This is a genomic window from Pseudomonas sp. Sample_22, from assembly GCF_004307635.1.
Taxonomy (GTDB): domain Bacteria; phylum Pseudomonadota; class Gammaproteobacteria; order Pseudomonadales; family Pseudomonadaceae; genus Aquipseudomonas.
Map to the genome: position 1 here is coordinate 1 of NZ_RCNY01000066.1, position 12,101 is coordinate 12,101.

15 protein-coding genes are annotated in these 12,101 nt (G+C 58.9%); 13 read left to right on the top strand and 2 right to left on the bottom strand.

Annotated elements, in window-relative coordinates:
- The 3 genes from D8U73_RS29355 to D8U73_RS17380 all read left to right on the top strand — a co-directional run.
- Positions 1-181 (top strand): hypothetical protein (locus tag D8U73_RS29355; protein ID WP_206663024.1); only part of this gene is annotated, 181 nt, incomplete at its 5' end.
- A gap of 71 nt (positions 182-252) precedes the next feature.
- Entirely contained in the window at positions 253-1,215 is a 963-nt protein-coding gene (locus tag D8U73_RS17375; protein ID WP_130905231.1) for a DUF6396 domain-containing protein, read from the top strand.
- Positions 1,216-1,295: 80 nt separating this feature from the next.
- Entirely contained in the window at positions 1,296-2,363 is a 1,068-nt protein-coding gene (locus tag D8U73_RS17380) for a DUF6396 domain-containing protein (RefSeq protein WP_241668532.1), read from the top strand.
- 170 nt (positions 2,364-2,533) lie between these two features.
- On the opposite strand, the gene D8U73_RS17385 is transcribed toward D8U73_RS17380, so the two are convergent.
- Both D8U73_RS17385 and D8U73_RS17390 read right to left on the bottom strand, forming a co-directional pair.
- Positions 2,534-2,863 (bottom strand): EscU/YscU/HrcU family type III secretion system export apparatus switch protein, encoded by a 330-nt coding sequence (locus D8U73_RS17385; protein ID WP_056852996.1) that lies wholly within the window; start codon positions 2,861-2,863, stop codon positions 2,534-2,536.
- The gene (locus tag D8U73_RS17390; protein WP_130905232.1) at positions 2,860-4,434 is read right to left on the bottom strand and encodes a flagellar hook-length control protein FliK; all 1,575 of its coding nucleotides are present in this window, start codon (positions 4,432-4,434) and stop codon (positions 2,860-2,862) included. The genes D8U73_RS17385 and D8U73_RS17390 overlap by 4 nt, the downstream gene beginning before the upstream one ends.
- Positions 4,435-4,632: 198 nt before the next feature.
- Between D8U73_RS17390 and ccmA the strand changes: the two genes are divergently transcribed.
- The 10 genes from ccmA to D8U73_RS17440 all read left to right on the top strand — a co-directional run bounded on the left by ccmA (position 4,633) and on the right by D8U73_RS17440 (position 12,019).
- A complete protein-coding gene (ccmA, locus tag D8U73_RS17395) occupies positions 4,633-5,268 on the top strand; it encodes a cytochrome c biogenesis heme-transporting ATPase CcmA (RefSeq protein WP_130905233.1) in 636 nt (211 codons plus the stop codon).
- Complete coding sequence (ccmB, locus tag D8U73_RS17400) at positions 5,265-5,933, top strand: heme exporter protein CcmB (protein ID WP_007980754.1); 669 nt, start codon at positions 5,265-5,267, stop codon at positions 5,931-5,933. Before ccmA ends, ccmB begins: the two co-directional genes overlap by 4 nt.
- Before the next feature lie 90 nt (positions 5,934-6,023).
- Complete coding sequence (locus D8U73_RS17405) at positions 6,024-6,779, top strand: heme ABC transporter permease (protein ID WP_056852993.1); 756 nt, start codon at positions 6,024-6,026, stop codon at positions 6,777-6,779.
- Positions 6,776-6,952: a heme exporter protein CcmD gene (gene ccmD, locus D8U73_RS17410; protein ID WP_008055370.1), complete on the top strand. Its 177-nt coding sequence runs from the start codon at positions 6,776-6,778 to the stop codon at positions 6,950-6,952. The genes D8U73_RS17405 and ccmD overlap by 4 nt, the downstream gene beginning before the upstream one ends.
- Positions 6,949-7,404: a cytochrome c maturation protein CcmE gene (gene ccmE / locus D8U73_RS17415; protein ID WP_056852992.1), complete on the top strand. Its 456-nt coding sequence runs from the start codon at positions 6,949-6,951 to the stop codon at positions 7,402-7,404. Before ccmD ends, ccmE begins: the two co-directional genes overlap by 4 nt.
- Positions 7,405-7,407: 3 nt before the next feature.
- A complete protein-coding gene (locus D8U73_RS17420) occupies positions 7,408-9,396 on the top strand; it encodes a heme lyase CcmF/NrfE family subunit (RefSeq protein ID WP_130905234.1) in 1,989 nt (662 codons plus the stop codon).
- Positions 9,393-9,929 carry a DsbE family thiol:disulfide interchange protein gene (locus D8U73_RS17425; RefSeq protein ID WP_056852990.1) on the top strand — a complete coding sequence of 179 codons (537 nt, stop codon included), beginning with the start codon at positions 9,393-9,395 and terminating at the stop codon, positions 9,927-9,929. Before D8U73_RS17420 ends, D8U73_RS17425 begins: the two co-directional genes overlap by 4 nt.
- On the top strand, positions 9,926-10,396 hold the full coding sequence (locus D8U73_RS17430) for a cytochrome c-type biogenesis protein (protein ID WP_056852989.1): 471 nt from the start codon (positions 9,926-9,928) through the stop codon (positions 10,394-10,396). The genes D8U73_RS17425 and D8U73_RS17430 overlap by 4 nt, the downstream gene beginning before the upstream one ends.
- Positions 10,393-11,595: a c-type cytochrome biogenesis protein CcmI gene (gene ccmI, locus D8U73_RS17435; protein ID WP_056852988.1), complete on the top strand. Its 1,203-nt coding sequence runs from the start codon at positions 10,393-10,395 to the stop codon at positions 11,593-11,595. Before D8U73_RS17430 ends, ccmI begins: the two co-directional genes overlap by 4 nt.
- Before the next feature lie 13 nt (positions 11,596-11,608).
- Positions 11,609-12,019 (top strand): hypothetical protein, encoded by a 411-nt coding sequence (locus D8U73_RS17440; protein WP_130905235.1) that lies wholly within the window; start codon positions 11,609-11,611, stop codon positions 12,017-12,019.
- Positions 12,020-12,101 lie beyond the last annotated feature (82 nt).

The window sequence follows — 12,101 nt, forward strand, 5'->3', positions numbered from 1 at the left end:
GGGGAGGGCGGTGGGGGATGATATGTATGGGATATCAGAAATATGGAAAGAAATTTCTCGCAAAAACGATGAGCGTAGAACGCGTAGTTTGCAAAGAAAATCTGTGATGGATTCGGAATCTCCTATCGCATCATTGATTGAATTTTTGCAAGAGAGTTCCGAAAGGAAGAATTGGGACTAAGTATGAGGGGAGTGATTTTTATCTTGTTTGTTTGTGTTTTTATGTTGGCGTGTTCAAAAGAGGAGGAAAGTATGTTGGACGCTTCGCAAATAGACTTTGCCTACAGTAAGTTGGAGTTTAAATGTGTATATGAGCGCGATTCCTTGCCGAAATTGAACGAGGATGCGGACATCCTCTATCGGTACGGCCTTTACCTGGAAAAACGTAAAGGACAGAAGGATTACAACGAGATCGCTCGCTATTACCGTCTCGCAGCTACACAGGATCATTACAAGGCTGCGACCAATCTTCAAAATTTGCTGTCAACCGGACAGGCCGATTCTCCTGATGCGGCTAGAGAGGTCATCGATCTGGCCGAGTATTATATTGCTCAGGGTATTCCGGGGGCTTACTACGACATGGCGCATTACCTTGAGTTGGGTTATGGCGTCAAACAGGATATTGCAGTCTCAAGAGCCTATTTTCGGCGTGCGGCCGACTTGGGAAACCCGGATGCTCAGTATTATGTAGGCAGGCTTCTGTCCTACGTACCTAATGCAGCCGAAATCATGTTGGAGATGTATAAGTGCTCCATGGAGCAGGGTAATCGTGCGGCCGGTGGACGATACGCAGTTTACGCGCAAGGTTCAGGGTTATACCAAGAAGCTCTCCACGGTTATCAAACAGCTATCCGAAATGGTGACACTACTAGCGCACATAGTCTTGAAAATGCTTTTAAAGGACCACCGCCATCTGATGAACTTTACTATATGGCATTAGAACAAGATGACGAACGCGTCGATCGATACGGTAAAATTATGTTTTTTTTGAGTCGCCACGAACACCTCGGCGCAAAAATCCCCGATCTAGACGACATAGTCCCACTCCCTCCTGCAACCGTTCCAGAGTGGGACGGCACCTTCCAATGGAAACGAGAGCGTGACTCGGCGGTGCCCGTCATTCCTTCCGCAGAACTGATCGAGAAACTCAGCGCAGAAAAAGGTCTCGATCCTGCCACTGGTCTGCCACTGCCAAAACTCAGCGAGGCCACCTGAGCATTACCGTGTGGATTTGTAAGTGGGCAGTTTGGGAAGTGAATGGATGATAGCGAAGGTACTCAGTGAAACGTGATGTCATGCGGCGAAATTTGATAAGTAATCGGGTGGGGGTGGGTAGGCTGTTACTGGCGTTTGTCAGCTACTTGCTGATCACGGCCTGCTCAGAAAAAGACGAGCCAATGCCTGAATCTGCGTCGGTGGACTTCGCTTACAGTAGTCTGGAATTCAAGTGCGTTCACGAAAGCGATTCGTTACCGGTATTGGACCAGGACGCGGACATTCTCTATCGGTATGGTCTTTACCTGGAAAAACGTAAAGGGCAGAAGGATTACAACGAGATCGCCCGCTATTATCGTATCGCAGCTGCACATGATCATTACAAAGCCGCCACTAATCTGCAGTATCTGCTGTCAACCGGACAGGCCCACTCTCCTGACCCAAGCAAAGAGACCATTGATTTAGCTGAGTACTATGTGGACAAAGGCATTCCCGGAGCTTATTACGACATGGCGCACTACCTGGAGTTAGGGTATGGCGTCAAACAAGATGTTGCTGCGTCCAGAGCATACTTTCGTCGAGCAGCCGACTTGGGGAACCCGGATGCTCAATATTATGTAGGCAGACTTCTGTCCTATGTACCTAATGCAGCCGAAATCATGCTGGCGATGTACAAATGTGCTATGGAGCAAGGCCATAAATTAGCAGGAAGAAATTATTCGAGTTATTCGAAAGTTACTGGACATTACCAACAGTCGCTGCAAGGTTATCAGACAGCAATTCGTAACGGCGATGCCAATAGTGCCAGTCGAATGGCTAACGCATTCGAGGGCCCGCCAGCGTCCGATGAGCTTTATTATCTGGCACTTGAGCGGGATGCTGAACGCGTCGAACGATACAGAAAAATTAACTTGTTTCTGCGACGTCATGAACATTTAGGGGCAAAAATCCCCGACCTGGACGACATCGTCCCACTCCCACCTGCAACCCTGCCCGAATGGGACGGCACCTTCCAATGGAAACGAGAGCGTGACTCGGCGGTCCCCGTCATTCCCTCCGCAGAGCTGATCGAGAAACTCTGCACAGAGAAAGGCCTCGATCCTGCCACCGGCCTGCCCCTGCCAAATCCCACCGGGAGATTTAATTGATCATGGCCCGGCACTGGCTGCCCGCGAATTGGCATTCTGAATAAACGCGGCGCACTTGAGTCCATCGCGAGCAGGCTCGCTCCTACAGTCGTTCGGTGTCGTTCACAAAATCCTCTGCCGCCACGGATCACTGTAGGAGCCAGCCTGCTGGCGATGGCGTCCTTGAATTCTTAGTAGTCCTCCCCGCGTTCGGTAATGTCTTTCTCGACCATGACCGCATCCGGATCCTGCCCCGCCGGAAACTTGCCTTTGAGATTCCAGGCAAAGGCGATGATCTCGGCAATCGTGCGATACAACGCCTCCGGAATACTGTCGCCGAGCTCCATCCGCGCCAGCAGTCTCACCAGTTCGGCGTTTTCGTAGATCGGCACTTCATAGTCGCGGGCGATCCGCAGGATTTCTTCCGCCAGTTCTTCGTCACCCTTGGCTGTGAGGGTAGGGGCGTGGCTGCCGTCGTATTTGAGGGCGATGGCCTGGCGTGGGGCGTTGGGATTGTTCATGCGTTTTCGTCGACCCAGCGTTGTTCGAGGCGGGTTTGTGGGCCTTGGGGCGGTTTGCCGTGGTGGCAATCGAGATCGCCGACGTTCAGGCCGCAATCGAGCATGCGCGCGCGCAATGTCGCCAGATTGCTTTCGATCAGGCTGGCGGTGTATGGCCGTTCGGCCCACAGCTGGCTGGACAGGCTGCCCTTGATCAACTGCGCCTGGACCTGAATCGGCCCCAGCGGCTCCATGTCGAAGGCCAGATCGACCCGCCACAGTTGTTGTTTCGGCTCGCGTTCGTCGCGGCGTTCCTGGGGTTGTTCGCTATCCGGTGCGTCTTCGCGCTGGAACTTGATCTGCAAGGGCACGATGTCCTGCAGATTGCGCATCGGCACTTCCAGCTGCCAGGTGCTCATCAGTCGTCCGTCGTTGGTCACTCCGGTTTGCTCCAGGCTCGATAACTGATGGCTTTGCAGGCGTGAAACCGCTGCCGCGGCGAGGCGCAGCAGGTGTTCGAGATCGTCTTCGCCGTCCGCGCTCTGCAACATCCGTTCGGGCAGTGGAAAACTGGTGGGCGACGGCTTGGCACTGACCTGGCCGAGCATGCCCAGCGCGTTGCGCACGAAACTCGGCATCGCCTGGGCCAGGGTGTTGGCGGCGATGATTGCACCGAGATTGGTACTGGCCGGCAGCCCCGGCGTCAGTTGCGCGATCAGCTTGAGCAAGTCGCCTTTCATGTCGGGTGCCAGTGCCGGGTTCTGGCCGGTCAGCAGTTTCGATTCGAGGAACGCACCGCTACCGGCGAGCGCCAGCGCAAGGCCTTTTGGTGTACTCAGTTGGTGAACGTCCGGCAGGCCGGCCAGCAGCTTGTCTACCGCAGCACGCACGTCACCGGAGGTCTGGTTCGAGGGCGGCAGGTTTTGCAGGAGCTTTAGCAAGCCATCCAGAGAACCCTGACGGCTGGTCTGGCTGACCAGTTGCTGGGTTACCGCCAACTGTTCCTGACGGCTGCTCAGCGGTACGAATTTCAGCGTATGCGTGTCCTGCACCTGCGCGCTGAGCAAGGTGCCGATGCGCAAGGGTTGCGGGCTGTCGACACTCAGGGTGCTGCCGCTCAATGCGGTGTTGAGCAGGCTGACCATTGAGCGAAACACCGTCGGTTGGCCGGGCACTTGAGGCAACACCTGGGAGGTCAGCACTTTGCCCTGCAACAGCGTACCGACTGGCAGTTGCGCGGTGTCGATGCGGGTGAGCGTGGCGACACTGGAAGCAATGGCTTGTTGAACGGTGATCGCCAGATTGCCCGCCGACGGCTGGGTGACAGCCACGCTGGTGCCCTGGGCCAGCGGTTGATTACTGGTGGCCTGGACCGTGGTCTGGCGGCCGCTTTCGAGGGTGACCTTGAGCAACAGTTGAAACGTCTGGTCCGCCTGCTTGAGCGACAGCACTTCAGCCTTGGCGGTCTGGCCCGCCGTGATCAGACCTTCGATGGGCGTCAGCAGCTTGAGCAACTCGCCGCTTACTACCTGTGGGCGCGCAGATGTCGGGGTGATCTGCGGTAGCGGGAGGATGTTCATTTCGCCTGTCATACGCGGTCACAACCTTGGGAAAATGCACTCTTTAGAGTAGGAGCTGGCATGTATAATGCCGCGCAGTTGTATACAGAGTGCCGGAAACATTGCAATTATTTGATCCAGCTCGTTAGTTCGGGCCGCCATTACCTTTATCCTGCATCTCTTTAACGGCCGCGCCAGAGCCGACTTGAACCGTATAAGGCCCGTGAACCCTTGACCAGTCCTGTCCTGCAAACCGTTGCCCTTGCCTGTGAGCGAGACCTTCGGCTGCTCTTCGAAAATCTCGATTTGCGACTGGCCAGTGGCGAAATGGTACAGATCAGCGGCCCCAACGGCAGCGGCAAGACGAGTCTGTTGCGTCTGTTATCAGGCCTGATGCAGCCGACGGCCGGTGAGGTTCTGCTCAACGGCCAGCCGTTGAACGAGCAACGCACCGAGCTGGCGCGCAATCTGTTGTGGATCGGCCATGCCGCCGGGATCAAGGACTTGCTGACGCCGGAAGAGAACCTGAGTTGGCTCTGTGCCCTGCATCAACCCGCTTCCCATGAAGCGATCCGGGACGCTTTGGCCGCAGGAGGGCTGCGCGGTTTCGAAGATGTGCCTTGTCACACATTGTCCGCCGGCCAGCAACGCCGCGTTGCCTTGGCGCGTTTGTATCTGGAGAGCCCGCCGCTGTGGATTCTCGACGAACCATTCACGGCCCTCGACAAGCAAGGCGTGGCGCAACTCGAAGAGCACCTGGCTGCGCACTGCGAACGCGGTGGGATGGTGGTGTTGACCACTCACCATACGCTGAGCCGCATGCCGGCCGGTTACCGCGATATCGATCTGGGGAAATGGGCCGTATGAGTGTTTTCGGCCTGTTGGTGGCCCGTGAGGCCCGTCTATTGTTCCGCCGTCCTGCTGAACTGGCCAACCCGTTGGTGTTCTTCGCGATTGTGGTTTCGCTGTTCCCGTTGGCGGTCGGTCCCGAGTCTCAATTGTTGCAAACCTTGTCTCCGGGGTTGGTCTGGGTGGCCGCGCTTTTATCGGTCCTGCTCTCGCTGGACGGGCTTTTCCGCAGTGATTTCGAAGACGGATCCCTAGAACAGTGGGTCCTTTCGCCGCACCCCCTGGCTCTTCTGGTTTTGGCCAAGGTGCTGGCACACTGGGCGTTTTCCGGCCTGGCACTGGTTTTGCTCGCACCCTTGCTGGCGTTGATGCTCGGTTTGCCTGCCGCCTGTCTGCCGGTGTTGCTGCTTTCGTTGTTGCTCGGTACACCGGTGCTGAGCCTGCTCGGAGCGGTGGGCGCAGCGCTGACGGTGGGTTTGAAGCGCGGCGGCCTGTTGCTGGCGTTGCTGATTCTGCCGTTGTACATCCCGGTGTTGATCCTTGGCAGTGGCGCCTTGCAGGCCGCCTTGCAAGGCATGCCGGCGACCGGTTATCTGCTGTGGCTGGGTAGCCTGACCGCCCTGGCGATAACCCTGACACCTTTTGCAATAGCTGCTGGCCTGAAGATCAGCGTCGGCGAATAATAACGAGGCCTGGTCATTTTTTGATCACTTCTTTTGAAGAAAGACAGGCCCTGGCTCTTCACAGTAAAGAGCAACCGTGACGGAAACACTATGAACTGGACGTGGTTTCACAAGCTCGGCTCGCCCAAATGGTTTTACGGCATCAGCGGCAAAATGCTGCCATGGCTGAGTGTCGCGGCGTTGCTGCTGATCGGCGTTGGCGTGGTCTGGGGCCTGGCGTTCGCCCCGCCGGACTACCAGCAGGGCAACAGCTTCCGCATCATTTATATCCACGTTCCGGCCGCCATGCTGGCGCAGTCCATCTACGTGATGCTGGCGGTGTGCGGCGTCGTCGGGCTGGTGTGGAAGATGAAACTGGCCGACGTCGCCCTGCAATGCGCAGCGCCCATCGGTGCCTGGATGACTGCCGTGGCGCTGGTCACCGGGGCGATCTGGGGCAAACCGACCTGGGGCTCGTGGTGGGTCTGGGATGCACGACTTACGTCGATGCTGATCCTGCTTTTCCTGTACTTCGGTCTCATTGCGCTGGGCAACGCCATCAGCAATCGTGACAGTGCGGCCAAGGCCTGCGCGGTGCTGGCGATTGTCGGCGTGATCAATATCCCGATCATCAAATACTCGGTGGAGTGGTGGAACACCCTGCACCAGGGCGCGACTTTCACCCTCACCGAAAAACCGGCGATGCCCGCCGAGATGTGGCTGCCATTGCTGCTGACGGCGCTGGGTTTCTACTGCTTCTTCGGCGCGGTATTGCTACTGCGCATGCGCCTTGAAGTGCTCAAGCGCGAAGCACGGGCCAGTTGGGTGAAAGCCGAAGTGCAAAGCAGCCTGGAGGTCGCTCGATGAGTTTTGCGTCATTCGGCGATTTCCTCGCCATGGGCCATCACGGCCTGTATGTCTGGTCGGCCTATGGCATTTGCCTGGCAGTGCTGGCCCTCAACGTGGCGGCGCCGATCCTGGCCCGCAAGCGGTATCTGCAACAAGAGGCGCGTCGTCTGCGCCGGGAGAACGGCAAGTGAATCCCCTGCGTAAAAAGCGTCTGATCATCATTCTGGCGATTCTGGTCGGCGTCGGCGCTGCCGTCGGCCTGGCCCTGAGTGCCCTGCAGCAGAACATCAATCTGTTTTACACACCGACCCAGATCGCCAACGGCGAAGCCCCCCAAGACACGCGCATCCGCGCGGGCGGCATGGTCGAGGCCGGTTCCTTGCAGCGTTCCGGCGACTCGCTGGATGTAAAGTTCGTCGTCACCGACTTCAACAAATCCGTGACCATCGCTTATCGCGGCATCCTCCCGGACCTGTTCCGCGAAGGGCAGGGCATCGTTGCCCTGGGCAAACTCAATGCCGATGGCGTAGTGGTGGCCGATGAAGTGCTGGCCAAGCACGATGAAAAGTACATGCCGCCGGAAGTGACCAAGGCGTTGAAAGACAGCGGTCAATCGGCTCCAACGCCCGCGAAGGAGGGTTGATCCATGACATCCGGCATCTTCATTCCCGAGCTTGGTCATTTGGCCATGATCCTGGCCCTGTGTTTCGCTCTGGTTCAAGCCGTGGTGCCGTTGATCGGTGCCTGGCGCGGTGACCGTTTCTGGATGAGCCTGGCCCAGCCAGCCGCGTGGGGGCAGTTCGCGTTCTTGCTGTTCGCCTTCGGTTGCCTGACCTACGCCTTCATGGTCGACGACTTCTCCGTGGCTTATGTGGCCAATAACTCCAACAGTGCGTTGCCGTGGTATTACAAGTTCAGCGCGGTGTGGGGCGCCCACGAAGGTTCATTGCTGTTGTGGGCCTTGATCCTCGGCGGCTGGACCTTCGCCGTCTCAGTGTTCTCCCGGCAGTTGCCGCAAGTCATGCTGGCCCGCGTCCTGGCGGTGATGGGCATGATCAGCACCGGTTTCCTGCTGTTCCTGATTCTCACGTCGAACCCGTTCAAGCGCATCCTGCCGCAAGTGCCCGGCGATGGCGCCGACCTTAACCCGTTGCTGCAAGACATCGGCCTGATCGTGCACCCGCCGATGCTGTACATGGGCTATGTCGGTTTCTCCGTGGCCTTCGCTTTCGCCATCGCCGCGTTGATGGGCGGGCGACTCGACGCGGCGTGGGCGCGTTGGTCGCGTCCGTGGACCATTGTCGCCTGGGCTTTCCTCGGCATCGGCATCACCCTCGGTTCGTGGTGGGCTTACTACGAACTCGGCTGGGGCGGCTGGTGGTTCTGGGATCCGGTGGAAAACGCCTCGTTCATGCCCTGGCTAGTGGGCACGGCGCTGATTCACTCGCTGGCGGTCACCGAGAAACGCGGCGTGTTCAAGAGCTGGACCGTGCTGCTGGCGATTGCTGCGTTTTCGTTGAGCCTGTTGGGCACTTTCCTCGTGCGTTCCGGTGTGTTGACCTCGGTTCACGCCTTCGCCTCCGACCCGGAACGCGGCGTGTTCATCCTGATCTTCCTGCTGTTTGTGGTCGGCGGTTCGCTGACCCTGTTCGCCTTGCGCGCACCGGTGGTCAAGAGTCAGGTCGGTTTCAACCTGTGGTCCCGGGAAACCTTGCTGCTGGGTAACAACCTGGTGCTGGTGGTGGCGGCGTCGATGATCCTGCTCGGCACGCTGTACCCGTTGATTCTCGATGCCATGACTGGCGCCAAGCTGTCGGTCGGCCCGCCGTACTTCAACGCGCTGTTCATTCCATTGATGGCGTTGCTGATGCTGGTGATGGCGGTCGGCGTGATCGTGCGCTGGAAAGACACCCCGGTGAAATGGCTGGTCAGCATGCTGACCCCGGTGCTGCTCGGCAGTGCCGCGCTGGCGGTGGTGGCCGGCGTTGCCTACGGTGATTTCAATTGGGCAGTGCTGGCGACCTTCATGCTCGCCGCCTGGGTGTTGCTGGCCGGCGTGCGTGACATCTTCGACAAGACGCGCCACAAAGGCCTGATCAAAGGCCTGCCAACCCTGACCCGCAGCTATTGGGGCATGCAGGTGGCGCACCTGGGGATTGCCGTGTGTGCGCTGGGTGTGGTGTTGTCGAGCCAGAACAGTGCTGAACGCGACCTGCGCCTGGCGCCGGGTGAATCGATGGACCTGGGCGGTTACCAGTTCGTGTTCGAAGGCGCCAAGCACTTTGAAGGTCCGAACTTCACGTCCGACAAGGGCACCGTACGGGTGATCCGCGATGGCAAGGAAATCAGCGTGCTGCATCCGGAAAAACGCCTCTACACCGTGCAGAACTCGGTAATGACCGAAGCCGGGATCGACGCCGGTTTCACCCGTGACCTTTACGTCGCACTGGGCGAGCCGCTGGGCGATGGCGCCTGGGCGGTGCGCGTGCACGTCAAACCGTTCGTGCGCTGGATCTGGTTCGGTGGCTTGCTCACGGGCCTGGGCGGGTTGCTGGCGGCGCTGGATCGGCGTTATCGCGTCAAGGTCAAAAGCCGCGTGCGTGAAGCACTGGGCATGTCGGGAGCCACTGCATGAAGCGTTGGTTAATGTTGTTGCCGCTGGCGATTTTTCTGCTGGTGGCGGTGTTCCTCTATCGCGGTCTGTACCTGGACCCGGCCGAGCTGCCTTCGGCCATGATCGGCAAGCCGTTCCCGGAGTTTTCCCTGCCAGCGGTGCAGGGCGATAAAACCCTGACCCGCGCCGACATTCTGGGCAAGCCGGCGCTGGTCAACGTCTGGGGCACCTGGTGCATTTCCTGCCGGGTCGAGCACCCGGTGTTGAACAAACTGGCCGAGAAGGGCGTGGTGATCTATGGCATCAACTACAAGGACGTCAACGCCGATGCCTTGAAGTGGCTGGCGGAATTCCACAACCCGTATCAACTGGACATCCGCGACGATGCCGGCACCCTGGGCCTGAACCTCGGTGTTTACGGCGCTCCGGAAACCTTCTTCATCGACGCCAAGGGCATCATCCGCGACAAGTTCGTCGGCGTGATCGACGAGCAAGTCTGGCGTGAAAAACTGGCGGCCAAGTATCAGGCGCTGGTCGACGAGGCCAAGCCATGAAGCGTTGGATCGCCGCCGTTGTCCTGGGCCTGAGCATGGCCGGTGTGGCCCATGCCGCCATCGACACCTACGAGTTCGCCAAGGAAGGCGACCGCGAGCGTTTTCGCGAACTGACCAAGGAGCTGCGTTGCCCCAAGTGCCAGAACCAGGACATTGCCGATTCCAACGCACCGATCGCCGCTGACTTGCGCAAAGAAATTTTCCGCATGCTTGGCGAGGGCAAGGACAACCAGCAGATCATCGACTTCATGGTCGATCGCTACGGTGATTTCGTCCGTTACAAACCCGCCCTCAACGCCAAGACCGCCTTGCTCTGGTTCGGCCCTGCCGGCCTGCTGCTGGGTGGTTTGGTGATCATCGCGGTGATTGTCCGCCGTCGTCGTGTGCAACGCGCCGATACCCCGGACTCGCTTTCTGCCGAGGAGCGCAAGCGCCTCGATCAACTGTTGGATAAAAACCAAGAATGATTGATTTCTGGCTCGCTGCAGGTCTGCTCCTACTGGTGGCCCTGAGTTTTCTGCTGATCCCCATTCTGCGCAGTCGTCGCGCCCAGCTTGAAGAGGATCGTACCGCCCTGAACGTTGCGTTGTATCAGGAGCGCGTGGCTGAGTTGCAGACTCAGCAGGAAGAGGGCGTACTCGACGCCGCGCAAATGGCTGCCGGCCGCGCCGAAGCAGCCCGTGAATTACTCGCCGACACCGAGGGCGTTGCCGCGCCGCGTGTCTCGCGTCTGGGCAAACCGGCACCGCTGTTGGCGGCGATCCTGGTCCCCGTGCTGGGCTTGGCTTTGTACCTGCATTTCGGTGCCAGCGACAAAGTCGAGTTGACCCGGGAATTCTCCCAGGCACCGAAGTCGATGGAAGAAATGACCCAGCGTCTGGAGCGTGCAGTCGCGGCACAGCCAGACTCTGCTGAGGCGCTGTATTTCCTTGGCCGTACGTATATGACTCAGGATCGTCCGGCCGATGCAGCGAAAATTTTCGAGCGCACTGTGAACCTGGCCGGACGTCAGCCTGAATTGTTGGGGCAGTGGGCGCAGGCCTTGTACTTCGCGGATGGCAAGCAGTGGTCGGACAAGATCCAGGCGTTGACTGACGAAGCGTTGAAAGCCGACCCGAAAGAAGTCACCAGCCTCGGTTTGTTGGGCATCGCGGCATTCGAAGGCGAGCGTTACCAGCAAGCGGTCGATTACTGGAATCGCCTGCTGGAGCAATTGCCTGCGGACGATAAATCGCGGATCGCGCTGCAAGGCGGAATTACCCGCGCCACCGAGAAACTGGTCGCCAGCGGTGGTCAGGTGGCCAAGGCGCCAGCGGCCAAGGCATCGGCATTGCTCAAGGTCAGTGTCGATCTGGCTCCGGAGCTCAAGGCCAAGGTGCAGCCCGGTGACAGCGTGTTCATCTTCGCCCGCGCCACTTCCGGCCCACCCGCGCCATTGGCAGCCAAGCGCCTGACCGTGGCCGACCTGCCGGCAACCGTCGAACTGGGCGATGCCGACGCAATGATGCCGCAGTTGAAACTGTCGAACTTCCCTGAAGTCCAACTGGTTGCGCGCATCTCCCGCGCCGGCCAACCAACGGCTGGCGAGTGGATCGGTCGCAGCCAGCCACTGTCCAGCAGCACGACAGCGCCGCAAAAACTGACCATCGACAGCCCGGACAAATAACAGGAATGCAAACATGACCGCCATCGCTCGAATTACCCTGCTCAGCGTTGTTTTAGGGCTGAGCGCTTGTGCGGTTCAACGGCCTCCGATGGAGCAGCCGGCGCCGTCACGGATTCCGCCGTCGCAGCCAAGTACCAAGCCTGCACCGACTACCGTGCCGAGCAAACCGACGACGCCGGCCAAGCCAGCCAAACCGTTGCCTCGCACTTCCGCCAGTTTCGCGCCGCCGCCCGGGGGCAACAGTCACTGGGATCCCAAGCTTGGGGTTTATGTGCTGGATGATCAGCCCAATACCTTTTATCGCCAGCGGACCTATTACCGTTGGGATAATGGCTGGAGCCGTTCGATCAGTCCGAAAGGGCCTTGGGAGGAAACGGATATCCAAGGGGTGCCGGGTGGTTTGGGCCGGCAGTTCGGGCAATGATGCAAAAGGCGACCGTCGAGGTCGCCTTTTTTATGGCCGTTGAAACCGTTGCGCCATCGTCGAACAATGCACGGTCAGGACC

What these genes read in the sequence shown, in the direction of transcription:
- D8U73_RS17375 (WP_130905231.1), top strand. Translation starts at nt 253, where the DNA reads ATGTTGGACGCTTCGCAAATAGACTTTGCCTACAGTAAGTTGGAGTTT.
- D8U73_RS17380 (WP_241668532.1), top strand. Translation starts at nt 1,296, where the DNA reads ATGCGGCGAAATTTGATAAGTAATCGGGTGGGGGTGGGTAGGCTGTTA.
- D8U73_RS17385 (WP_056852996.1), bottom strand. Translation starts at nt 2,863, where the DNA reads ATGAACAATCCCAACGCCCCACGCCAGGCCATCGCCCTCAAATACGAC.
- D8U73_RS17390 (WP_130905232.1), bottom strand. Translation starts at nt 4,434, where the DNA reads ATGACAGGCGAAATGAACATCCTCCCGCTACCGCAGATCACCCCGACA.
- ccmB (WP_007980754.1), top strand. Translation starts at nt 5,265, where the DNA reads ATGAGTGTTTTCGGCCTGTTGGTGGCCCGTGAGGCCCGTCTATTGTTC.
- D8U73_RS17405 (WP_056852993.1), top strand. Translation starts at nt 6,024, where the DNA reads ATGAACTGGACGTGGTTTCACAAGCTCGGCTCGCCCAAATGGTTTTAC.
- ccmD (WP_008055370.1), top strand. Translation starts at nt 6,776, where the DNA reads ATGAGTTTTGCGTCATTCGGCGATTTCCTCGCCATGGGCCATCACGGC.
- D8U73_RS17420 (WP_130905234.1), top strand. Translation starts at nt 7,408, where the DNA reads ATGACATCCGGCATCTTCATTCCCGAGCTTGGTCATTTGGCCATGATC.
- D8U73_RS17425 (WP_056852990.1), top strand. Translation starts at nt 9,393, where the DNA reads ATGAAGCGTTGGTTAATGTTGTTGCCGCTGGCGATTTTTCTGCTGGTG.
- D8U73_RS17430 (WP_056852989.1), top strand. Translation starts at nt 9,926, where the DNA reads ATGAAGCGTTGGATCGCCGCCGTTGTCCTGGGCCTGAGCATGGCCGGT.
- ccmI (WP_056852988.1), top strand. Translation starts at nt 10,393, where the DNA reads ATGATTGATTTCTGGCTCGCTGCAGGTCTGCTCCTACTGGTGGCCCTG.
- D8U73_RS17440 (WP_130905235.1), top strand. Translation starts at nt 11,609, where the DNA reads ATGACCGCCATCGCTCGAATTACCCTGCTCAGCGTTGTTTTAGGGCTG.